The sequence below is a fragment of the Flavobacterium sp. CSZ genome, from assembly GCF_015350725.1.
GTDB lineage: Bacteria > Bacteroidota > Bacteroidia > Flavobacteriales > Flavobacteriaceae > Flavobacterium.
This window is the reverse complement of record NZ_JADKPQ010000017.1, coordinates 1-22,240: the sequence shown is the minus strand read 5'-3', so window position 1 is coordinate 22,240 and position 22,240 is coordinate 1. Positions and strand designations below refer to the sequence as shown.

The window sequence follows — 22,240 nt, the reverse complement described above, 5'->3', positions numbered from 1 at the left end:
ACTGTAGGAATTTAAAATAAAGCAATGAACTTGTGGGCTTAAATCTTTTTGATTTAAGCAAAAGAAATCTTGTTTGTTCAAAAATAATTTTGACAAACAGTGGTATTATTAAGGCGTAAAAGGAAAACTTAAGTTAGCGAATTATCGTTTTCATTAGGGAAAATGATCCATGGTTTGAAGGCTTTAGCCTCTTCAAATTCCAGGGTTGCATAGGATATAATGATAATGATGTCGTCTTTTTGAACTTTTCTTGCGGCAGGTCCGTTAAGGGTGATTTCGCCCGAATTTTTCTCTCCTTTTATAGCGTAAGTTTCAAAGCGTTCGCCATTATTAATATTTACAATAGATACTTTTTCACCTTCAATAATGTTTGAGGCTTCCAGTAAAGTTTCATCAATAGTAATACTGCCAATATAATTTAAATCAGCTCCAGTTACTTTTACTCGATGAATTTTAGATTTTATAACTTGAATTTGCATGATGCAAAGGTAAATTAATTTAATGAAATGGTGTCAATCAACCTTATAGAATTAACAAATACCGCTATAAATGCACGGTAATTTTTGTCTTTACTTTTATGATCGATAGGTAATAATGTAGATTCGTCAGCAATTACAAAATATTCAAGGTCAAAACGCTCATTGTCTTTGAAGGAATTTTCGACAAATTGAATCGTTTCTTCGGGAGTTCCGTTTTGAAATATTTCTTTTGCTTCGGTTAAGACTTTATATATAATAGAAGCTTCTTTTCTTTCTTCGGGAGTTAAACGTTCATTGCGTGAACTCATGGCCAATTGATTATCTTCTCTAAAAATTGGACAACCCACAACATTTACAGGTAAGTGGTTTTTTTCGACCATTTTTTTGACAATCTGCAACTGCTGAAAATCTTTTTCTCCAAAATAAGCATTGGTTGGCATTACAATTTCGAACAAACGTTTTACGATGGTTCCAACACCGTTAAAATGTCCGGGTCTGAACTTGCCTTCCATTTGATTTTCCAGTCCGTCAAAGTCAAAAGACTGTGATATTGTATGTCCTTCGTAAATGTCATCTACAGTTGGAGCGTAAAGAATTATTTTGTCACTTAAATTGCGCATTTTTTTTACGTCTTCTTCAAGTGTTCTTGGATATTTTTCGAGATCTTCGGGATTGTTAAATTGCGTTGGATTGACGAAAATACTTACAACCGTATCGTCGTTTTCTTTGATTGATCTTTGCATTAACGCCAGATGACCTTGGTGTAAAGCGCCCATTGTTGGTACAAATCCGATGGTTGAATTTGTGGTTTTGATAGTTTTTAAATAAGCTATCAAAGCTACTTTACCGTAGAAAATATGCATGGCAGTATTATTAAAATTTAGTGCAAACATAATATATTAGTTATAAACTGCATAAATTTTTGTAATTTTGCAACGTTTTTATTACCAAAAATTAAGTAAAATACTATTATGAAAGATAAGAGGATATTATATGTATCATCTGAAGTCGTGCCTTATTTGGCTGAAAATGAGGTTTCTTTAATGTCTTATGACGTTCCAAAAATGATCAATGATCAAGGAGGTCAGATAAGAATTTTCATGCCAAGATATGGAAATATCAACGAAAGAAGACACCAGTTACATGAAGTTATTAGACTTTCAGGAATGAATTTGGTAGTGAATGACTTAGATATGCCATTGATTATCAAGGTGGCTTCGATTCCAAAAGAGAGAATTCAGGTTTATTTTATTGATAACGATGAATATTTTAAACGTAAAGCAACCTTTGCTGACGAAGAAGGAGTTTTGTATCCGGATAACGACGAAAGAGCAATATTTTTTGCTAAAGGAGTTGTCGAAACGGTGAAAAAACTAAATTGGGTTCCGGATATCATTCACGTGCACGGTTGGCTGGCTGCAATGCTGCCAATTTATATGAAGCACTATTATAAAAATGAGGCTTTGTTTTCTGAAACTAAAATTGTCACTTCTGTTTACGGGCAGTCTTTTGATGAAAACCTGGATTTAGAAATGATAAATAAGGTGAAATTTGATGGTGTGCCTCATGAGGCGATCTCTGATTTAGAAACGCCAAACTACGAAAATGTCTTAAAGGCTAGTATATTACACTCTGATGCTGTAATTATAGCATCTCAAAACGTATCCCCAAGTTTAACAAAATTTATAGAATCTTCAGGAAAACCTTTTTTACCTTTCGCCACGAAAGATGCATTCGCTGAAGCGTATACAAATTTCTATAAAACAATGGGTCTTTAAATTTTAACATTATTATTAAACATGTATAATACTTCTTTTATTAAGAAAATTCTATTAGTAGCAACTGTTGTCCTTTTATATTCTTGTGATAAAGATTTTAATGAAATCGGTGAGGGTTTAATCGGAGACGATCATTTTGGTCTGGAACATACAGAATATGATGTTTTAGCTTATAATCAGGAAGTAACTCCAGTTCAGTCAAACGGATTGACACTTAATGGTTTGGGTATTTATGACAACGCGGTTTTTGGAACAACTACAGCCAATTTTGTAAGCCAAGTCGCTTTAGAAACCAATGCGCCAACTATTGGTGAATCACCTGTAATAGAAAGTGTAGTGCTTAGTGTTCCTTATTTTAGCCATGTAACCGGAGCAGATTCTAATGGGGGTAATCTATACGCGTTAGATTCTATTTATGGAGATAAAGCAAATGGTAAACTTAAACTGAGTGTTTACGAGTCTGATGTCCAAATGCGTTCTTCTTATATAGATGGCGGTTCTCAATTTGCTCAATTGTATTATACGAATCAGGATCCTGATTTTTTTGCAAATCTAGTTCCAAAATCAGCACCTAAGCTTTTAAATGATGATCCTGATAAGAAGCAAAATGTGGCATTCTTTTTTAGTAATCTTCAACAGAAAAAAGATTCAACAGTAGTAGATGCTAATGCTGCTGTGAAAAAGTATACTTATACTTATACTGCTCCGGAGATGCGCTTAAAACTAAATAAACAGTTTTTTCAGGATAAAATTCTTAACGCCCCGGCATCAAAGCTTTCTTCTACAACTGTTTTTCAGGAGTATTTTAGAGGGGTGTATTTTAAAGTAGAAAAATCTGCGGACAGTCCAACGACGAATCTGGCATTGTTAAATTTTTTCAAACAGGGTGATAATGCTAAAATCACGATCAGGTATAAGGCAAAAACGGCTATAACTACAGATCCTGTGGATACAATGGAAGACAAAACATTGGTTATTAATTTGTCAGGAGCTGCTGCCAACTTGTATAATGATGTTAAAGATCCTGCTTATGCTGCTGCTATAGCAAATAGAAATGACCAAACTGGAGACGAACGTCTTTATTTAAGAGGAGGGCAGGGTTCGCTTGCTGTAATTGAATTATTTGGTAAAACTGATATAATGGGTTATGATGATCAGGGGAATGTTGTAAATACTCCTAATGGTGTGTCAGATCAATTAGATGAAATCCGATATAATGTTAAGTATAAAAAATGGCTGGCCAATGAGGCTAATTTAGTTTTCTCTATTGATGCAGCTAAAATGACAGGAGTTTGGGAGCCAAAAAGAATTTACTTGTATGATTTGGTAAATAATATACCCCTTGTAGATTTTAGTACAGACGGATCTACAGATGGGACTAATAATAAAATCGTATATAGTGGTATAATTAATTTAGATGCTACTACAAAGAGAGGTACAACGTACAAAATTAGATTAACGAGCCATGTTCGTAATTTAATAAAAGATGCGGCTGTAAAAAATGTGAAATTAGGTTTGGTAGTAACAAGTGATATAAACACAATAACTTCAGGTAAATTAAAAAATAGAATTTTAATTGATCCGGCTAATCCAAATGACTATTTTTCAGAAGTACCAAGAGCTTCAATTATGAGTCCGTTAGGAACAGTATTGTTTGGAGGAAATATTCCTTCAACAGATGCTAACTATGCGAAAAGACTTCAATTGCAAGTGTACTACACGAAACCAAATTAATAAATAATATATGTGTGGAATTGTTGGATATATCGGTCATAGAGATGCCTATCCTATTGTTATAAAAGGGTTAAAGCGTCTTGAGTACAGAGGATATGATAGTGCGGGTGTCATGTTATATGATGCTGAAACAGGTATAAAAGTTTGTAAAACAAAAGGTAAAGTTTTAGATCTTGAAGCTAAAGCAAAAGAAGGTTTTACTACAAACGGAACTATAGGGATAGGGCATACGCGTTGGGCAACACATGGAGTGCCAAATGATGTAAACTCGCATCCTCATCTTTCTAATTCAGGTGAGTTGGTCATTATTCATAATGGAATCATTGAGAATTATGCACCGCTTAAAGAAGAATTAATCAAAAGAGGATATACTTTTAAATCTGATACAGATACTGAAGTTTTAGTCAATTTGATTGAAGAAGTTCAGAAGAAAGAAGGAATAAAGTTGGGTAAAGCAGTTCAGATTGCTTTAAATCAGGTGGTAGGGGCTTATGCAATTGCTGTTTTTGATAAAAAAAATCCAAACGAAATAGTGGCTGCAAGATTAGGTAGTCCGTTAGCGATTGGTGTTGGAGAAGGAGAATATTTTATTGCTTCTGATGCTTCGCCTTTTATCGAATATACTTCGAATGCAATTTATCTTGAAGATGGTGAAATGGCAAACATTAGATTGCATAAGCCTCTTAAAGTTAGGAAAATTAAAGACGACTCTTTAGTAGATCCTTATATTCAGGAGCTTCAAATGAATTTGGAGCAAATAGAAAAAGGAGGTTATGATCATTTCATGCTTAAAGAAATCTACGAGCAGCCAAGTGTTATAAAAGATACCTACAGAGGAAGACTTCATGCAAATAAAGGAATTGTTCAAATGGCTGGTGTTGAAGATAATTTGGAGAAATTTCTTAATGCCGACAGAATAATTATCGTGGCTTGTGGTACTTCATGGCACGCAGGTTTAGTCGCGGAATATATCTTTGAGGAATTTACACGTATTCCTGTTGAAGTAGAATATGCTTCTGAATTTAGATACAGAAACCCTATTATAAACAAAAACGACGTTGTTATTGCAATCTCTCAATCGGGAGAAACGGCTGATACAATGGCGGCTATTAAATTAGCTAAAGAAAATGGTGCTTTTGTATTTGGAGTTTGTAATGTGGTGGGTTCTTCTATTTCGAGAGAAAGTCATGCCGGTGCTTATACGCATGCAGGACCTGAAATTGGAGTAGCGTCAACTAAAGCGTTTACAACTCAAATTACGGTTTTAACTATGATCGCATTGCGATTAGGTAAAGCTAAAGGAACTTTATCAAACACTGATTTCCATACATACTTACAAGAATTAGAAATAATCCCTGAAAAAGTAGCGGAGGCATTAGAAACAAACGACAGAGCAAAAGAGATTGCTGCAGCTTTTAAAGATGCTCCAAACTGTTTGTACTTAGGTCGTGGATATAACTTCCCTGTTGCATTAGAAGGTGCTTTAAAGCTTAAAGAGATCTCGTACATTCATGCAGAAGGTTATCCTGCTGCAGAGATGAAACACGGTCCGATTGCTTTGATCGATGAGCATATGCCGGTTATTGTGATTGCACCTAAACAAGGTCACTACGATAAAATTGTAAGTAATATTCAGGAAATTAAATCAAGAAGCGGTAAAATCATCGCTGTAGTAACTAAAGGTGATACTCAGGTTCGTGAGTTAGCAGATTATGTTATTGAGATTCCTGAAACTTCAGATGCTCTATCTCCATTGATTACAACAATACCTTTACAGTTGCTGTCTTACTATATAGCAGTAATGAGAGGTTGTAATGTAGATCAGCCACGTAACTTAGCAAAATCAGTTACTGTAGAGTAATTCGATTAAAATATTTATATGTTAAAAAAAGCGAGATTTAGGTTTCGCTTTTTTTTATTGCCATATATTTTTTCTTTATGCTTAATTTTTATTAAATCCTTATTTTTTTAATTAAAAATAATATGTATGCATAGTATTTTGTGTTTATTAAGTTTGATTTTTGATTTTAATTGAAGAAATGCAATTGTTAAATAGTTAAAATTGTAACAAAATTTATATAGAATATTTATTTTTTTTAACATTTTTTTATTAATATCAAAAATATTTGTATTTTGGCTATATAAACTAACCAAAAACAAATCCAAATGAGAGTGTATTTGCTAATTATGTTGTTTTTCAGCGGAATATCCTTTGCGCAGAATACAATTACTGGTTCTGTTACTGATAGTAACAAACAATCTATTCCTGGTGCTAATATTAATTTAGTAGGAAGTTCTACCGGAACGTCTACTGATTTTGATGGCTCTTTTAAATTGAATACTTCTGCTAAACTTCCTTTTGTGATCAAAGTTTCGGCAGTGGGATTTGAAAGTAAAACAATTAATGTTACTTCGGTAAACCAAAAAATCAATGTGATTTTAAAAGACGAAGAAACAAAATTAGATGAAATTGTTGTTTCGGCTTCAAGAACTCCGGAACGTGTCATTGAATCGCCGGTTACTATTGAAAGAATGGGGCTTCAGGAAATTAAAAATACAACAGCACCTACTTTTTATGATGGTTTAGAAAATTTAAAAGAAGTGAACTTTAATACCAGTAGTATTTCTTTTAAATCGATAAATACGCGTGGTTTTGCTACAGTGGCAAATACACGTTTTATGCAGTTAGTCGACGGGATGGATAATTCCTCTCCAGCCTTGAACTTTGTATTAGGGAACCTAATTGGTATTTCTGATATTGATGTAGCCAGTGTCGAACTTTTGCCTGGAGCGTCTTCTGCATTATATGGAGCGAATGCTTTTAACGGTATTATGTTTATGAGCAGTAAAAGCCCTTTTACTAATGAAGGGATAAGCGTTTATTATAAATACGGACAAACAAGTCAGGATGCTGCCGGAACAAATGATTACAATGATTTTGGAATCAGGGCAGCAAAAGCATTTACCAAACATTTTGCATTAAAAGCGAACTTCACTTATATGGAAGCTTCTGAATGGATTGCGGCTGATACGAGAAGTATGACTGGCGGTTCTGTAGGGCATGCTAATAATTCAAATTATGATGGGTTAAATATATATGGTGATGAGATTACAACCTTTATCCCAAATGTTGGGCAGGTGAGTAGAACAGGATATCGTGAGCAGGATTTGACTGATAATAAAGTTAAAAGTATGAAGGCTGACTTTAGTGCTCATATTAAGCCTTGGGCAGATGATACTGAAATTATTTTGCAATATAAAATTGGTACAGGTAGCACAATTTATCAGGGAGCAAACAGATATGCTTTGAAAGATTTCTTAATGCAGCAGGGTAAATTTGAAATAAAAGGTAAAAACTTTTTTGGAAGGGTTTATTTTACAAGTGAAGATGCGGGAAATTCTTATGATATGAGATTTGCCGGCTGGAATGTTAACAGACTTGCAAAATCAGATAAAAACTGGTTTACAGATTACGGAACAGCATATCAATTGTCATCTGCCGTACTTGGTCTTAATGCAACTGATGCATCTAATTATGCAAGGAATTTTGCTGACTATAATGTCTCGCCAAATTTACCATTGGTGCCAAATATTGATCCGCTTAATCCAAGTGCCCCAAGATCGGCCAGATTTGAGCCAGGTTCTGCACAATTCAATAATGCTTTAGCGACAGTTATTTCTAATCCTGATTTAACTCAGGGGGCTAAATTTATTGATCATTCTAAATTATATCATTCAGATGTAAATTATAATTTGAGAGATGTTATCAAATTTGCCGAAATTCAGGTGGGAGGTTCATGGAGAAAATATATCATGGATTCAGAAGGAACAATCTTTACAGATTACGATGGTCCTATCGAATATAAAGAATATGGGGCTTATGCTCAATTGCAAAAAAAATGGCTGGACGACCGATTGAAATTTACAGGATCTATTCGTTATGACAAAAGTCAGAATTTTGATGGTAATGTTTCGCCAAGAGTCTCTTTTGTGTATTCTGCAGGAGAATCAAAAAGACATAATTTCAGAGCGTCTTATCAAACAGGTTTCCGTAATCCAACCACTCAGGATCAATATATTGGTTTAGATTTAGGGCCATTTGCATTAGTGGGTTCTGCGCCAGACAATTTAGATCGTTTTCAGGAAACGCAGCCTGTAAGTCTTGCTGGTCAGGCTATACCGGGAGCAGGTATAGGGCCAACGGTTAATTTATCCGGGCGTAGCGCTTATGAAAATTCATATACATTGACTTCTGTTCAGGCATTTGCAGCTTCTGCAAATCCTGCTGATCTTAAGGTTGCAAACCCAAGCTTGGTAAAACCGGAACAAGTACATGCTTTTGAAGTAGGATACCGCACAGTGGTGCAAAATGATTTATCGATTGATATCAATGCGTACTACAATATTTATAATGACTTTATGAATACTTCAAGAGTAATTACTCCTTATTATGGAACAGTAGGAACTAATTCTGCAGATCCTGGTGTTCAGTTGGGTTATGCTGCTTTGGCTTTTGGAGACAGAAGAGTGTATCAAATTTATACTAATACTACTGCTCAAATCACATCATTTGGTGTTGGAGTTGGTTTGTCTAAAAAAGTATATAAAGATTTTGAATTGGGCGTTAATTATAATTATTCTCAATTTGATTTTGATCAAACAGAAGATCCAAGTTTTGTGGCAGGATTTAATACGCCAAAACATAGAATCAAAGGTTCTTTTGGAAATGCTAAAGTGACTAAAAACTTAGGCTTTAATGTTAATGTAAGATGGAATACAGAATATTTATGGCAATCTTCTTTTGGAGATGGTATGATTCCGGAAAATACAGTTCTTGATGCTCAGATTAATTATGGTATTCCAAAATTGAAATCTGTTATTAAACTTGGAGCAACAAATCTTTTTGGAAAAGATTATCTTCAGGTGGTTGGTGCAGGTATGATTGGTCAGATGTGGTTTGCTTCATGGGTGATTAATCCTTAAATGAAAATGATTTGATCGAAATATTTTTCTTTCTTTTTATGATTTACTAAATAATAAGGAAGAGCTAATAATTTAAAAGTTAACAACATGAAAAAAAATATAAAATGGCTATTACTGGTTTCTTTAATCGTTGTAGCATGTAATAATGATGATAGTAATGATGAGCCTGCAGAAGTACCTGTTGTGCCGGGAACGGCAGTTTTTACTAAATATGTAGCACTTGGAGATTCTTTTGCTGCAGGTTACAGTGATGGAGCGTTGTTTGCAAAAGGGCAGAGTAACGCCTATACTAATATATTATCGCAACAATTTGCGGCCGCTGGCGGAGGTGCTTTTACAACTCCTTACATGCTGGATAATATTGGTGGATTTTCTTCTGGAGGTGTGCAAATTCCTAAATTTCCAACAAGGTTTATTTTTGAGCCCGTTACAAGAACTCCTGTAAATGTTCCCGGAGTTTCCGGAACAGCGATAACGGCACGTTTAACTGGCTCTTTCAATAACATGGGTGTTCCTGGGGCGAAAAGTTTTCATTTGTTAGCGCCTGGATATGGAAATCTTGCTGGTGTTTTTACGACTCCGGCTACCGCAAATCCATATTTTGCACGTTTTTCTTCTTCGTCTACTACAAGTATTCTGGCTGATGCCATGGCTCAGGCTCCTACCTTCTTCTCTTTGTTTATAGGTGGTAATGATGTTTTAGGTTATGCGACAAATGGGGGTGTGCCTACTTCTCAGGATCCGGTTTTAGGAGATGATATTACACCAACTGCAACTTTTAATTTTGCCTACAATACACTTGTTAGTACTTTAACTTCAAATGGTGCAAAAGGAGTAGTGGCTAATTTACCATACATTACAACATTGCCACACTTTACAACAGTGCCTTACAATCCGCTTACGGCAAAATCAATTGGGAAGGATAATGAAGCTGTTGGATTGGCTACTATTAAATTGCTGAATGCACAATTATATGGTCCGCTAAAAGCAGCCTTAACAGCTTTTGGCGCGGGTGATAGAATTAATTTGCTATCTGAAACTTCTGCGAGCCCGGTATTAATAAAAGATGAAACATTGCCGAATCTGGCTGCTAAGTTGGCAGCAGCATTTACGCCAACATTAGGAGCGCAGACAGCGGCTTTCTACGGAGCGATCTTTGGACAAGCCAGACAAGCCAAGTCTACAGATTTGTTACTGCTAACGACGAGAGCTGCTATTGGTGCGGCGCCAACGGCTGTTGATTCCGGTGTAGGAATTGCTCCTCCTTATCCATTAAATGCATTTGGAATTTCATTTCCATTACAAGATAAACATGTGTTGATTCCAGCTGAAATTGAAGAGATTAGAGTAGCTACAGACGCTTATAATGTAATAATTGCAGCCGCTGCAGAAGCGAAAGGACTGGCTTTTGTGGATACAAAAGGTGTAATGACAAAGTTGTCCAGCGGAGGAATTCGTTTTGGAAATTTCACAATGACTTCTTCGTATGCAGTTGGAGGTGCCTTTTCGCTTGATGGTGTGCATCCTAGTCCAAGAGGTTATGGTTTGATTGCTAATATTTTTATTGATGCCATCAATGCAAAATATGGTTCGACTTTGCGTCATGTAGATTTGGGGACATATCCAATTCAATATCCATTAACGATTCAATAGTTTTAATTTTTTTTAGTATAAAAGCCACTCATTTTGAACATGTAGTGGCTTTTTTTTATTATGTTAAAAAATGCCATTTTAGATATTTGAAGCCTTAGATTTATGAATCAAACAAAATCGTAGTATTTTTTATAAAAAAAATATTGATTTTATATTTTAAAAAATTATCTTTGCGCTTTGAAAAAAGAGGTATTTTCGATAAACCTAAATAGCTATTTAATAAATACATAAGTAATGTCAAAAGTAATAGGAAAAGTTGCTCAAATCATTGGACCAGTAGTTGACGTAGTTTTCAACGGTAAGGATGTTGAACTTCCAAAAATTTATGATTCACTAGAAATCACTAAAAAAGACGGAACATTGTTAGTTCTAGAAGTACAATCTCACATCGGTGAAAACACTGTGCGTACCATTTCTATGGACTCTACAGACGGTTTGTCAAGAGGATATGAAGTAGTTGGAACTGGAAATCCAATCCAAATGCCAATCGGTCCAGATGTATATGGAAGATTATTCAATGTAATTGGAGATGCAATTGATGGTTTAGGAAACTTGCCAAAAACAGGAGAAAACGGTTTGTCTATTCACAGACAAGCTCCTAAATTTGAAGATTTATCAACTTCATCAGAAGTTTTATTCACAGGTATTAAAGTAATCGATTTGATCGAGCCTTATGCAAAAGGAGGTAAAATTGGATTGTTTGGTGGTGCAGGTGTTGGTAAAACTGTATTGATTCAGGAGTTGATCAACAATATTGCAAAAGGTCACGGTGGACTTTCTGTATTCGCAGGAGTAGGAGAAAGAACACGTGAAGGAAATGACTTACTTCGTGAGATGTTGGAGTCAGGAATTATTAAATACGGTGATGATTTCATGCACTCTATGGAAAATGGAGGATGGGATTTATCTAAAGTAGATATGCCAGGAATGAGAGAGTCTAAAGCTACTTTCGTTTTCGGACAAATGAATGAGCCTCCTGGAGCTCGTGCACGTGTGGCACTTTCAGGATTATCTATCGCTGAGTATTTCCGTGATGGAGCTGGAACTGATCAAGGTAAAGACGTATTGTTTTTCGTTGATAACATCTTCCGTTTTACACAAGCAGGTTCTGAGGTATCAGCACTTTTAGGACGTATGCCTTCTGCAGTAGGATACCAACCAACTTTGGCAACAGAGATGGGGGCGATGCAAGAGCGTATTACATCTACAAACAAAGGATCTATTACATCTGTACAAGCGGTTTACGTTCCTGCGGATGACTTAACTGACCCGGCACCGGCAACAACGTTTGCTCACTTAGATGCTACAACTGTATTGTCTCGTAAAATTGCTGAGCTAGGTATTTATCCAGCGGTTGACCCGTTAGATTCTACTTCAAGAATTTTGACTCCTCAAATCTTAGGAAATGAGCATTATGACTGTGCACAAAGAGTAAAAGAGATTCTTCAAAAATACAAACAATTGCAAGATATTATTGCGATCCTTGGTATGGAAGAGTTATCTGAAGAAGATAAATTATCAGTATCAAGAGCACGTCGTGTTCAGCGTTTCTTGTCTCAACCTTTCCACGTAGCGGAGCAATTTACAGGTATTCCTGGAGTTTTGGTTGATATTAAAGATACTATCAAAGGATTTAACATGATTATCGACGGTGAGTTAGATCATCTTCCAGAAGCAGCTTTCAACTTGAAAGGTTCTATTCAGGATGCTATCGAAGCTGGAGAAAAAATGTTGGCTGAAGCATAATCTAGTTTTCAGTATTCTGTCACAGTATTCAGTACTGAGACTGTTAACTGAGACTGTAAACTAAAAAAAGATGATTTTAGAAATAGTATCACCAGAGGCAAAATTATTTTCGGGAGAAGTAACATCTGTTACATTACCTGGAGTTGATGGAAGCTTTCAAATATTGAATAATCACGCTCCTATTGTTTCTATTCTGGAAAAAGGAACTGTAAAAATTGCAGCGCCAAGTTTTAATTTTTCTAAAGAAGTAGCAGGTAAATTTACGAGAGTAAACGACCAGACTTATACATTAGAGATTGAATCAGGGACAATCGAGATGAAAGACAATAAAGTAATTGTTTTAGTTGACTAAGACAATCTCAAAATAATTGAAAAAAAGCCAGACAGTGATGTCTGGCTTTTTTTATGCGCTTTTGTAATGGGAATGTGAGTTTGGAAAAATGTTTCCTCTTTAGTTAATTTTTTATCATTCTTTAATATTTTAAAAAAATGATTAATTGTAAATGTCAGAAAATTAACAAAATAGACTAAAACAGCATAAAAAATGTGTAAGTATTTTTTCATATGCCTAATATATTTGTAAGTATATTAACACTTAAACATTTTATTATGAAAAAAGCTTTTTTAGGAATGCTAGTAATAGCATTAGGTTTTGGAACAATGTCATTAAGTACAAGTTCTAACGATGTTGCTAATTCTTCAATAAAAGATCAGCAGGGAGTTCAAGTTGTAAATGTTGTATTTAGTACAACTTATACGGCGCCTTGGTTAGGGATTTGTTGTGAGTCGCCACTTAGTGCGGCTGAGCGAGATCTTATTAAACGTGGACTTCCGCCTACTAATTACATTATTTTAAGTACTACAAGTAATACTGTAACTTATAAAGTCAATTAATTTACCTCAGTAGAGATAAAGCATTATTAACAGTAACACTTAAACAATTTATTATGAAAAAAGTTTTTTTAGGAATACTGGTAATAGTATTAGGTTTTGGAACAATATCGTTCACTACAAGTTCTAATGATATTGCTAAACCTTCAGTTGACAATCAAAACCAAGTTCAGGTAAATGCTGCATTTGGTGCTACGTATACAATTCCGTGGAATAGCTGTTGCGAGTCGCCGCTTATTCCTATCGAACGTGATATTGTTCAGCGTGGATTACCAATTGGTACATACTACACCATCAAAAGTACCACAGTTAATTCTGTGACCTATACAATTTTTTAGTGCAAATAGAAATTTATAATAAATAGTGTTTTTTTTGGTAATAATCCATTATCTAAGAACAAACAATTGCGGAATAAAAGAAAAAGTCATTCATTAGTTGAATGACTTTTTTGTTTTATATTTGGACTATTAGAATCTCTTTATAAAATATTGATCGTGTTAAAAGCTCAGTAAGCTTTTATTTTTTCGTTTTATCGGCTTGATAAAACGCAATTTATCTATGTCAAATTTTATAAAGAATCTATATGAAAAATATAAAAAAAGTTGCCGTATTAGGCGGTGGCGGAAGAACTGGAAATTATCTTGTCAACCAGTTATTAAAAGAAGGATTTAGTGTAAAACTACTACTGCGACACCCAGAGGATTTCTCTATTCAAAATAATCAAATCGAAATGATCAAAGGCGACGCTGTTGATCTCGAATCTATAAAATCATTGCTTAAAGATTGTCAGGCTGTTCTGAGTACAATTGGACAACGCAAAGATGAACCTTTAGTGGCAAGTGCAGCTACTAAAAACATTTTGCAGGTAATGAACGATTACGGAATTCAGCGCTATGTATTATTGGCGGGGCTTAATATTGAAACTCCATTTGATAAAAAAAGTACTAAAACTCAAATGGCTACAGATTGGATGAAAACCAATTTTCCGATAATTCAGGAAGATCGACAAAAAGCTTATGATTTTTTAGTCGAAAGCAAAATAGAAAGGACTCAGGTTCGGGTTCCGTTTATCGAATTTACAGATGTAAATTCTGAGATTTCAATAAGCTTAGAAGATTGTTTGGGAGATAAAATCAGTGCATTTGATATTGCTACATTTATGATTCAGGAAATGGAAGCATCTAAGTTTAGTGGAAAATCTCCTTTTATAAGTGCGATTTAAAAATTAGAATAAAAACAGCGGGAGATATCAAACGCCCGCTGTTATTTAATATCAACTTCAATTTCATAACTTTGCTTTTATGAAATTAGCCGAAAACCTTATTCAAAAGCTTGAAAATCGTAAGCAGAATAATTCGCTTAGGAAATTGCCTGTGTTTAATAATTTAGTCGATTTTTCTTCTAACGACTATATTGGCTTCTCAAAATCAGAATCTATTTTTAAGTTAACCCATGCCTATTTGCTGGAAAATGAAATTTTTCAGAATGGCGCTTCGGGATCCCGATTGATTTCGGGTAATCATTCATTGTATCAAATAACAGAAACGTTTATTGCGGAGTTTCATGACGCTGAATCGGCTTTAATCTTTAATTCGGGTTACGATGCCAATGTTGGGTTTTTTAGCGCTGTACCGCAACGAAATGATGTTATTTTGTATGATGAATTAAGTCATGCTTCTATTCGCGACGGAATCGTAATGTCGAATGCCAAATCGTATAAATTCAATCATAATGATTTTGAAGACTTAGAACGATTAATTCAAAAATTTCCTAATACCAATATTTATATTGTAACTGAGACTGTTTTTTCTATGGATGGTGATAGTCCGAACTTAGAAGAATTGGCAGATCTTTCTGAAAAATACAATTGTTTTTTAGTAGTGGATGAAGCACATACTTTAGGAGTTTTTGGAGATAAAGGCGAAGGCTTGATTCAATACCTTAATTTACATAACAGGATTTTTGCCCGAATCATGACTTTTGGGAAAGGTTTAGGATGTCACGGTTCAGTGATTTTAGGAAGTAGTGAACTTAAAGAATATCTGATAAATTTCGCCAGAAGTTTTATTTATACAACCGGATTATCTCCACATTCAGTTGCGACAATTTTGGTGGCATACCAGCAATTGGATGTTCAGAAAGAAACAATCGAAAAATTACGTCAAAATATTGTGTTATTCAATCAGCGGAAAAACTTGTTAGGTTTAAAGCCAATGTTTGTGCGAAGCAAATCGGCAATCCAATCTGCCATTGTTCCGGGTAATGAAAATGCCAAACAATTGGCCCAACAACTACAAGATAAAGGTTTTGATATAAAAGCAATACTTTCACCAACCATTCCGGAAGGGCAGGAGCGTCTGCGTTTTTGTATTCATAGTTATAACTCTGAAGAACAAATAAATCAGGTTTTAGAATTGCTTAGAGACTTTGTTTTTTAGTCGAGATAATTCCACAAAGATTCACGAAGTTTTCGCAAAGCTGCACAAAGAATAGTTTTGTGCAGTTTTGCGATTTTTTCTTTGTGGCTCTTTGTGAAATTAAAGGTCTATTCTAAAAAAAAATACCATTCTCAAGATCCATGTTTCCTCACTTTTATAAAAAAGTTTAAATTATTTTGTAACGTTTTGATTGTTCGATTACTTACGAGTCGTAATCAAATAAACCAAAATAATTATGAAAACTATAATCACTTCAATAAAAAGAATCATTTGTAATGTATTGCTTTTTTTAACAACGGTACAAGTAACTTATTCTTTGGTAAGTCATCATTTGTATGGCAAGCCGTATCCTCATCTTTTTATTATAATTGTTTGTTTGCTTGTGGCAACTTTTGCCTCAATACAAAGAGAAAAATACAACAAACAATAAAGGAGTTTTAATCATCAAATCTATCAATAACAACAATCTTTAAAACCAAATTATTATGAAAACAACTTCAAATTCAGTTATCGAAAAAATATTCAATTATGTGTTTGTCTTTTTAGCTTCGGCGGGACTTGGATATGCACTAGTGAATCAATTTATGCTAAATCATCCAAACAAAGACTTACTGCTTATTATGATCTGTCTGTTTTTTGCTTCGTTAGCTTCATGGGAAAGAAAAAAATATAGTAAATCATAATTAATAGTCAATCATCAATCAAACAAAATCAAAAGAGTCAATCAAATAATCATCAATTAAATAATCATCAATCAATAAAATGAAAAAAATATTTACATCAGTAGCAGCAGTAGCTTTAATTTTTTGCAGTACAATTCAGGCACAAACAAAATCTCCAAAACTTGAAAATTCTCTTTTATGGGAAGTTTCAGGAAACGGATTATCAAAACCATCTTATGTTTACGGAACAATTCACGGTATGTGTCCAACCGATTATTTTATGGCAGAAAAAACAAAAAATGCATTTCAGAAATCAGATAAACTCATTTTAGAGATCAACTTATCTGATCCAATTGAAATGGCTGATATGCAAAAAGCAGGTATTGCTTCAGAACCATTAAGCAAGACATTATCGCCGGAACAATTGTCGAAGTTAGATGTAGTTTTACAAAAAAATACTGGTCTAAAAATTCAGCAATTAGATGGTTTTACTTTAGCTGCTATGATGGGGTTTATCTCTATGAAAACATTTGATTGCGAAACTATAAAATCATATGAATCAGATTTTATAGATTTGGCTAAAAAAGAGAATAAAAGTATTGGAGGTTTCGAAACCGTAAAAAAGCAAACCAATATGTTAGCAAATGCCTACACCGATTCAGAATTAATTGAAACTGTTGAAGATTTTAGTAAAGCCAAAACTAAAAAAATGGTAGAAGATTATAAAGCAGAAAATGTAATGAATGTTTATAATGATTTTGCAGACGAAAAGGTGATGAGTAAAACAGCGAAAAAATGGATACTCGATGACCGAAATAAAGATTGGGCTCAGAGAATGCCAGGGATGATGAAAAAGGAAAGTTTATTTGTTGCAGTTGGCGTAGGGCATTTAGCAGGTGAAGAAGGAGTAATTAATTTATTGAGAAAAGCAGGATATAAAGTAAAACCAGTAACGAAATAACATCGTTTTGAAAGAGAAAGAACAAGAATTTTTAAAAAGGATCGAAAGTCATAAAGGAATACTTTACAAAGTTTCTAAAATGTACATGGACAATCATGACGATCAGCAGGATTTGTTTCAGGAGATTGTTTGTCAGCTCTGGAAATCGTATGATTCTTTTAGAAACGAAAGTCAGTTTTCGACCTGGATGTATCGCGTTGCAGTAAATACGGCAATTGTTTTCTTAAAGAAAGAAAAACGAAAGGTTGATAAATACGAAATCGCCTCAGAAAACATCAAAGACGATGAAGGTGATTCTCATATCAAAGAAAGTCAGATCGATCATTTTTATAAAGCTGTTCAGAAACTGGAGAAAATCGATAAAGCTATTATTTTCTATCAGCTTGAAGGTTTTTCTCATAAAGAAATAGGAGAGAATCTGGGGATATCTGAAGGAAATGCAAGAGTAAAATTAAACAGAGCAAAAGAAAAATTAAAAGAAATAATTAAAAATCAAGGATATGGATTTTAACGATATACAAAACGCATGGAATAACGAAAAGACTGATAATGTTGTTGTTCCGGATAATTTAGAAAAAATACAATCGGCAAATATGCCATTGGATAAAATTAGAAGAAATTTACGTAAAGAACTTTTTGGACAGATTCTCGCTTTGATAATTATAGGTTTTTTGCCACTATATCATGAATTTCCGTCAAAATTCACAGGTCCTTACTATTTTATATACGGAATCGTGGCAGCAATAAGTATTTACTATTTGTCTAAGCTTTTTCTATTTTATAAGAGATTGGATAAAGCAACATTAACAACCAAAGACAGTTTATATGAAACCTATTATGATATTAGGCTTAATATGCAGCTTTATAAAACTTTTACGTTTGCACTAGCTCCTTTTTTCATGATCTATTTGGCTGGTTATTTGATTTTTGGAACTCCTGGCTCAGCCGAAATTTTAAATGGGAATTTTGAAAATGAAAAATTAATATTAAAAGTCGTAATTTTCATGATAACAATGTTGCTTATTGGTGTTTTGACAGAGTGGTGGGTGAGTTTTTATTATGGAAAATATGCGAAAGAAATCAAGAAGGTCATTGACGAATTAAAAGAAGAATAAAAAACAATCAAACCCATCGTAATGATGGGTTTGTTTTTATTGATATTTTTGTATCATTGCCCACGGATAAAACGGATGTAAAAGATTTACACAGATTATTTACTTTTTGGTTGTTGGCAATTAATTTTAAAAAAAATCCGCTTTAACCTGTTCAATGAGTGTTATCTGTGGTCTAATTATTATGAAAATATTTGTAACAGGAATTTCGACCGATGTTGGAAAAACGATTGCTTCTTCTATTATTGTTGAATCTTTAGAAGCAGATTATTGGAAACCTATTCAGGCCGGAGATTTAGATAATTCGGATAGTCATAAAGTTAAAGCAAGAATTTCTAATGAGAAAACTCAAATCTTCGATAATAGTTACAAATTAAATACGCCGGCAAGTCCGCATTTAGCAGCAGAAATTGACGGAATCAAAATTGATTTAAGTAAAATTGAAGAACCAAAAGCCGATAATCATTTGGTGATTGAAGGCGCTGGTGGAATTTTTGTTCCGTTAAATGAAAGCGAAACCATCATCGATTTAATTCAACCTGATTATAAAATTATTGTGGTTTCAAGACATTATTTAGGAAGTATCAATCATACTTTATTAACAATTGAAGCAATTATAAATCGAGGTTTTAAGGTTTCAGGAATTATCTTTAGCGGAAGCGAAAACAAATCGACAGAAAGTTTAATTCTAAATAAAACCGGAATAAAATATGTCGGCAGAATTGACGAAGAACCTTATTTCGATCAAAATGTGATTAAAGAATACGCCGATTTTTTCAGGGATAATTTGCTTAATTTATAGCGAAAAGAAGATAGGATAAAGAAAATTGACTTTCCTATCTTTGTGTGAATTATGGGGTTTAGTCTTTTTTCTATGCTCTAATATCTATTCTAAATAAAATGACATTAACCGAAAAAGACAGTCAATACCTTTGGCATCCTTACACACAGCATAAAACTTCGCAGGCTCCAATTGCAATTTCAAAAGGAGAAGGTGCTTTGTTATGGGACGAAAATGGAAAAGAATATATTGATGCCATCGCATCCTGGTGGGTAAATCCGTTTGGGCACAGTAATAAATTTATTGCCGATGCAATTTATAAACAGTTAACCACTCTGGAGCATGTTTTGTTTGGAGGTTTTACTCATGAACCTGCGATAAAAGTGGCAGAGAGACTGATGGAGATTTTGCCAAAAAATCAACAAAAAATCTTCTTTTCTGATAATGGTTCAACTGCCGTCGAAGTAGCAATAAAAGTAGCTTTGCAGTATTTTTTTAATAAAAATGAAAAACGAACGACTATAATTGCTTTCGAAAATGCCTTTCACGGTGATACTTTTGCGGCAATGGCAGCAAGCGGAATCTCGTTTTATACACAGGCTTTTCAGGGAATGTTTATAGATGTGGTTCGTATTCCGGTGCCCATAAAAGGAAATGAACAGGAAAGTTTTGATGCTTTGAATAATGTAATTCAAAATCATAATTGCGCCGGTTTTATTTTTGAACCTTTGGTGCAAGGTGCTGCCGGAATGGTCATGTATGAACCAGAAGCATTAGCAACGCTGATCAAGATTTGTAGAGAAAACAAAGTCCTGACCATTGCAGATGAAGTAATGACGGGTTTTGGCAAAACAGGAAAAACTTTTGCGATGGATTATGTTTCAGAAAATCCGGATATGATTTGCCTTTCTAAAGCTTTAACCGGAGGAACAATTCCAATGGCGATTACGACTTTTACACAAGAAGTTTTTGATGCTTTTTATGATGATGATATCAATAAAGCATTATTTCACGGACATACTTTTACAGCGAATCCTACAGGTTGTGCAGCTGCTTTGGCAAGTATGGATTTGTTGCAGACCGAAGAAATGCAAGCTAATATCGAAAGAATTAATGCGAGCCATTTAATCTTTCAAAAGAAAATAGAAAATCATTCAAAAGTATTTACAGCCAGTACATTGGGTGTTATTTTTGTAGTCGAAATCAAATCAGATTCAGAGGAAAGTTATTACGGATCGATGCGTAACAAGCTTTATGATTTCTTTATCGAAAAAGGTGTCATTTTACGTCCGGTTGGAAATATTGTTTACATTCTTCCTCCATATATCATGACCAGTGAACAGCTTGAAAAAGTATATAAAACAATAGAAGAAGCGATTGAAATGGTCTGAATATAGCCCACAGATTTAACGGATGTTGCGGATTTTCGCAGACTAAATAACAATCGGTGTATATCAGTTTAATCCGCGTCATCAGCGTGCCATCTTTCATAAAACTTCGCGAACTTTGCGATAAAAAACCAAAAACCTTGAATACTAAAATCTCGATTACAGCTTTTTCTTCGATTTCTCCTTTAGGACATACTTCTAAAGGTGTTTGGGAAAAATATCTCGACAATCAACATTGTTTTTCGAAACAGTTTTTAGATCAGCAAGAAACTTCGGTGGCTTCTCTTGATGCTAAATCGAAACAAATTGTTGCTGAAATACGGGAATCAGATATTAAATATAAATTTTTAGACGATTCGGTTTTATTTGCAATAGCAGCTTCGCGAAAAGCAGTTGAACAAGCAGGATGGAATTCAGATGATGTTTTCGGGATTAATATTGGTTCATCACGCGGAGCTACAGATTTATTCGAAAAACATTATAGAGAATATCTTGATACCGGAAAAGCGCAAACTTTAGCTTCTCCCACAACAACTCTGGGGAATATCTCATCATGGATTGCGCATGATTTGCAAAGTAATGGTCCTGAAATTTCTCATTCTATAACTTGTTCTACAGCTCTTCATTCATTATTAAATGGAGTTGCATGGCTGAAAGCGGGAATGGCTGATAAATTTTTGGTAGGAGGAAGCGAAGCGCCATTAACTGATTTTACAATCGCTCAAATGCGTGCTTTAAAGATATATTCCAAAATAAATCAGGATGAATATTCCTGGCCAAATCTGGCTTTTGATTTTGAGAAAACACAAAACACGATGATTTTGGGCGAAGGAGCCGCGGTTTGTTGTCTGGAAGTTGGGGAAAAGGAAAATGCGATTGCATATGTTGCAGGAGTTGGATATTCAACGGAGATTTTAGAACATAATATTTCTATTTCTGCCGAAGCAACCTGTTTTCAGAAATCAATGAAAATGGCATTAAAAGATGTCGATTTAGAAAGTGTTGATGCAATCGTAATGCATGCTCCGGGAACAATAAAAGGAGATGTAACAGAATTACGTGCCATCGAAAAAGTTTTTGGATCTAAATTACCTTTACTAACGACTAATAAGTGGAAAATAGGTCACACTTTTGGCGCATCGGGAATATTGAGTTTAGAATTGGCGTTATTAATGTTTCAGCATGATGTTTTTATAGGAGTACCCTTTGGAACAAAACAAAATCAGACAAAATCTATAAAAAGAGTTTTAATAAATGCTGTTGGTTTTGGCGGAAATGCAGTTAGTATCTTGATCGGGAAGCCTTAATTGGTTTTTTGAATATTATTGTTTTACAAAACAAAAAAATCCATTCCGCTAGACGGAATGGATTTTTTTATTGAATGCTTGTTGGTATGTTATTGAAATATGATTTTTCTTGTCGTTGTAAAATCATTATCTAAAGTTACTTTTACCAGTAAAACCTGATTGCCTGATTGCAGGTTTTGAATTTGAAGTTCAGTATTGGAAACTTTTGTTTTGTTGTAAAGTGTTTTTCCTGTAATGTCAAAAATAGTAACTTCTTTTATGTTTTCTTTTGAAGATGAAACGTTTATAATTTTATTCTTTACCGAAATTAAAATGCCGCCTTCGATG

Annotated in this window: 22 protein-coding genes; 19 read left to right on the top strand and 3 right to left on the bottom strand. The window is 34.2% G+C overall.

All coding sequences use genetic code 11. The features are described from left to right. Positions 1-128: 128 nt before the first annotated feature. Together panD and panC are read right to left on the bottom strand one after the other, a co-directional pair. Complete coding sequence (gene panD / locus IRZ78_RS18495) at positions 129-479, bottom strand: aspartate 1-decarboxylase (protein ID WP_194617928.1); 351 nt, start codon at positions 477-479, stop codon at positions 129-131. A 14-nt stretch (positions 480-493) separates the two neighbouring features. Next, a complete protein-coding gene (gene panC, locus IRZ78_RS18490; protein ID WP_194617927.1) occupies positions 494-1,372 on the bottom strand; it encodes a pantoate--beta-alanine ligase in 879 nt (292 codons plus the stop codon). 78 nt (positions 1,373-1,450) lie between these two features. Between panC and IRZ78_RS18485 the strand changes: the two genes are divergently transcribed. The 19 genes from IRZ78_RS18485 to IRZ78_RS18395 all read left to right on the top strand — a co-directional run bounded on the left by IRZ78_RS18485 (position 1,451) and on the right by IRZ78_RS18395 (position 21,913). Continuing rightward, positions 1,451-2,257: a glycogen/starch synthase gene (locus IRZ78_RS18485; protein WP_194617926.1), complete on the top strand. Its 807-nt coding sequence runs from the start codon at positions 1,451-1,453 to the stop codon at positions 2,255-2,257. 21 nt (positions 2,258-2,278) lie between these two features. Then, on the top strand, positions 2,279-3,991 hold the full coding sequence (locus IRZ78_RS18480; RefSeq protein WP_194617925.1) for a DUF4270 domain-containing protein: 1,713 nt from the start codon (positions 2,279-2,281) through the stop codon (positions 3,989-3,991). A gap of 10 nt (positions 3,992-4,001) precedes the next feature. Then, positions 4,002-5,852, top strand: a complete 1,851-nt coding sequence (gene glmS, locus IRZ78_RS18475; protein WP_194617924.1) for a glutamine--fructose-6-phosphate transaminase (isomerizing) — start codon at positions 4,002-4,004, stop codon at positions 5,850-5,852. Positions 5,853-6,157: 305 nt separating this feature from the next. Next, the gene (locus tag IRZ78_RS18470) at positions 6,158-8,974 is read left to right on the top strand and encodes a TonB-dependent receptor (protein ID WP_194617923.1); all 2,817 of its coding nucleotides are present in this window, start codon (positions 6,158-6,160) and stop codon (positions 8,972-8,974) included. An 87-nt stretch (positions 8,975-9,061) separates the two neighbouring features. Next, positions 9,062-10,627, top strand: a complete 1,566-nt coding sequence (locus IRZ78_RS18465) for a G-D-S-L family lipolytic protein (protein ID WP_194617922.1) — start codon at positions 9,062-9,064, stop codon at positions 10,625-10,627. Between the two features lie 234 nt (positions 10,628-10,861). Next, on the top strand, positions 10,862-12,373 hold the full coding sequence (atpD, locus tag IRZ78_RS18460; RefSeq protein ID WP_047777068.1) for a F0F1 ATP synthase subunit beta: 1,512 nt from the start codon (positions 10,862-10,864) through the stop codon (positions 12,371-12,373). Between the two features lie 70 nt (positions 12,374-12,443). Next, on the top strand, positions 12,444-12,725 hold the full coding sequence (locus tag IRZ78_RS18455) for a F0F1 ATP synthase subunit epsilon (RefSeq protein WP_173969375.1): 282 nt from the start codon (positions 12,444-12,446) through the stop codon (positions 12,723-12,725). A 278-nt stretch (positions 12,726-13,003) separates the two neighbouring features. Then, positions 13,004-13,267, top strand: a complete 264-nt coding sequence (locus tag IRZ78_RS18450; RefSeq protein ID WP_194617921.1) for a hypothetical protein — start codon at positions 13,004-13,006, stop codon at positions 13,265-13,267. A 53-nt stretch (positions 13,268-13,320) separates the two neighbouring features. After that, positions 13,321-13,602, top strand: a complete 282-nt coding sequence (locus IRZ78_RS18445) for a hypothetical protein (protein WP_194617920.1) — start codon at positions 13,321-13,323, stop codon at positions 13,600-13,602. 245 nt (positions 13,603-13,847) lie between these two features. Next, a complete protein-coding gene (locus tag IRZ78_RS18440) occupies positions 13,848-14,486 on the top strand; it encodes an NAD(P)H-binding protein (protein ID WP_194617919.1) in 639 nt (212 codons plus the stop codon). A 79-nt stretch (positions 14,487-14,565) separates the two neighbouring features. After that, positions 14,566-15,702, top strand: a complete 1,137-nt coding sequence (locus IRZ78_RS18435) for a pyridoxal phosphate-dependent aminotransferase family protein (protein WP_194617918.1) — start codon at positions 14,566-14,568, stop codon at positions 15,700-15,702. Between the two features lie 235 nt (positions 15,703-15,937). Beyond that, positions 15,938-16,132 carry a hypothetical protein gene (locus IRZ78_RS18430; protein WP_194617917.1) on the top strand — a complete coding sequence of 65 codons (195 nt, stop codon included), beginning with the start codon at positions 15,938-15,940 and terminating at the stop codon, positions 16,130-16,132. A 55-nt stretch (positions 16,133-16,187) separates the two neighbouring features. Further along, positions 16,188-16,385 carry a hypothetical protein gene (locus tag IRZ78_RS18425; RefSeq protein WP_194617916.1) on the top strand — a complete coding sequence of 66 codons (198 nt, stop codon included), beginning with the start codon at positions 16,188-16,190 and terminating at the stop codon, positions 16,383-16,385. A gap of 79 nt (positions 16,386-16,464) precedes the next feature. Next, complete coding sequence (locus tag IRZ78_RS18420) at positions 16,465-17,325, top strand: TraB/GumN family protein (RefSeq protein ID WP_194617915.1); 861 nt, start codon at positions 16,465-16,467, stop codon at positions 17,323-17,325. Between the two features lie 7 nt (positions 17,326-17,332). Continuing rightward, entirely contained in the window at positions 17,333-17,836 is a 504-nt protein-coding gene (locus tag IRZ78_RS18415; protein ID WP_078006758.1) for an RNA polymerase sigma factor, read from the top strand. Beyond that, a complete protein-coding gene (locus tag IRZ78_RS18410) occupies positions 17,826-18,440 on the top strand; it encodes a hypothetical protein (protein WP_194617914.1) in 615 nt (204 codons plus the stop codon). The genes IRZ78_RS18415 and IRZ78_RS18410 overlap by 11 nt, the downstream gene beginning before the upstream one ends. Before the next feature lie 181 nt (positions 18,441-18,621). Then, positions 18,622-19,239 (top strand): dethiobiotin synthase, encoded by a 618-nt coding sequence (gene bioD, locus IRZ78_RS18405; protein WP_194617913.1) that lies wholly within the window; start codon positions 18,622-18,624, stop codon positions 19,237-19,239. Positions 19,240-19,337: 98 nt separating this feature from the next. After that, on the top strand, positions 19,338-20,609 hold the full coding sequence (bioA, locus tag IRZ78_RS18400) for an adenosylmethionine--8-amino-7-oxononanoate transaminase (protein ID WP_194617912.1): 1,272 nt from the start codon (positions 19,338-19,340) through the stop codon (positions 20,607-20,609). 137 nt (positions 20,610-20,746) lie between these two features. Continuing rightward, complete coding sequence (locus IRZ78_RS18395) at positions 20,747-21,913, top strand: beta-ketoacyl synthase N-terminal-like domain-containing protein (RefSeq protein WP_194617911.1); 1,167 nt, start codon at positions 20,747-20,749, stop codon at positions 21,911-21,913. A gap of 89 nt (positions 21,914-22,002) precedes the next feature. Here the strand turns inward: IRZ78_RS18395 and IRZ78_RS18390 are convergent. Then, a partial coding sequence (locus IRZ78_RS18390; RefSeq protein ID WP_194617910.1) for a T9SS sorting signal type C domain-containing protein occupies positions 22,003-22,240 on the bottom strand: 238 nt, incomplete at its 5' end.

Excerpts from the sequence above, each read along its gene's own strand:
- IRZ78_RS18440 (WP_194617919.1), top strand. The coding sequence starts at position 13,848 with ATGAAAAATATAAAAAAAGTTGCCGTATTAGGCGGTGGCGGAAGAACT.
- bioD (WP_194617913.1), top strand. The coding sequence starts at position 18,622 with ATGAAAATATTTGTAACAGGAATTTCGACCGATGTTGGAAAAACGATT.
- panC (WP_194617927.1), bottom strand. The coding sequence starts at position 1,372 with ATGTTTGCACTAAATTTTAATAATACTGCCATGCATATTTTCTACGGT.
- IRZ78_RS18470 (WP_194617923.1), top strand. The coding sequence starts at position 6,158 with ATGAGAGTGTATTTGCTAATTATGTTGTTTTTCAGCGGAATATCCTTT.
- IRZ78_RS18455 (WP_173969375.1), top strand. The coding sequence starts at position 12,444 with ATGATTTTAGAAATAGTATCACCAGAGGCAAAATTATTTTCGGGAGAA.
- IRZ78_RS18425 (WP_194617916.1), top strand. The coding sequence starts at position 16,188 with ATGAAAACAACTTCAAATTCAGTTATCGAAAAAATATTCAATTATGTG.
- IRZ78_RS18420 (WP_194617915.1), top strand. The coding sequence starts at position 16,465 with ATGAAAAAAATATTTACATCAGTAGCAGCAGTAGCTTTAATTTTTTGC.
- glmS (WP_194617924.1), top strand. The coding sequence starts at position 4,002 with ATGTGTGGAATTGTTGGATATATCGGTCATAGAGATGCCTATCCTATT.
- IRZ78_RS18435 (WP_194617918.1), top strand. The coding sequence starts at position 14,566 with ATGAAATTAGCCGAAAACCTTATTCAAAAGCTTGAAAATCGTAAGCAG.
- panD (WP_194617928.1), bottom strand. The coding sequence starts at position 479 with ATGCAAATTCAAGTTATAAAATCTAAAATTCATCGAGTAAAAGTAACT.
- IRZ78_RS18410 (WP_194617914.1), top strand. The coding sequence starts at position 17,826 with ATGGATTTTAACGATATACAAAACGCATGGAATAACGAAAAGACTGAT.
- IRZ78_RS18485 (WP_194617926.1), top strand. The coding sequence starts at position 1,451 with ATGAAAGATAAGAGGATATTATATGTATCATCTGAAGTCGTGCCTTAT.
- IRZ78_RS18450 (WP_194617921.1), top strand. The coding sequence starts at position 13,004 with ATGCTAGTAATAGCATTAGGTTTTGGAACAATGTCATTAAGTACAAGT.
- IRZ78_RS18480 (WP_194617925.1), top strand. The coding sequence starts at position 2,279 with ATGTATAATACTTCTTTTATTAAGAAAATTCTATTAGTAGCAACTGTT.
- atpD (WP_047777068.1), top strand. The coding sequence starts at position 10,862 with ATGTCAAAAGTAATAGGAAAAGTTGCTCAAATCATTGGACCAGTAGTT.
- IRZ78_RS18430 (WP_194617917.1), top strand. The coding sequence starts at position 15,938 with ATGAAAACTATAATCACTTCAATAAAAAGAATCATTTGTAATGTATTG.
- IRZ78_RS18445 (WP_194617920.1), top strand. The coding sequence starts at position 13,321 with ATGAAAAAAGTTTTTTTAGGAATACTGGTAATAGTATTAGGTTTTGGA.
- IRZ78_RS18465 (WP_194617922.1), top strand. The coding sequence starts at position 9,062 with ATGAAAAAAAATATAAAATGGCTATTACTGGTTTCTTTAATCGTTGTA.
- bioA (WP_194617912.1), top strand. The coding sequence starts at position 19,338 with ATGACATTAACCGAAAAAGACAGTCAATACCTTTGGCATCCTTACACA.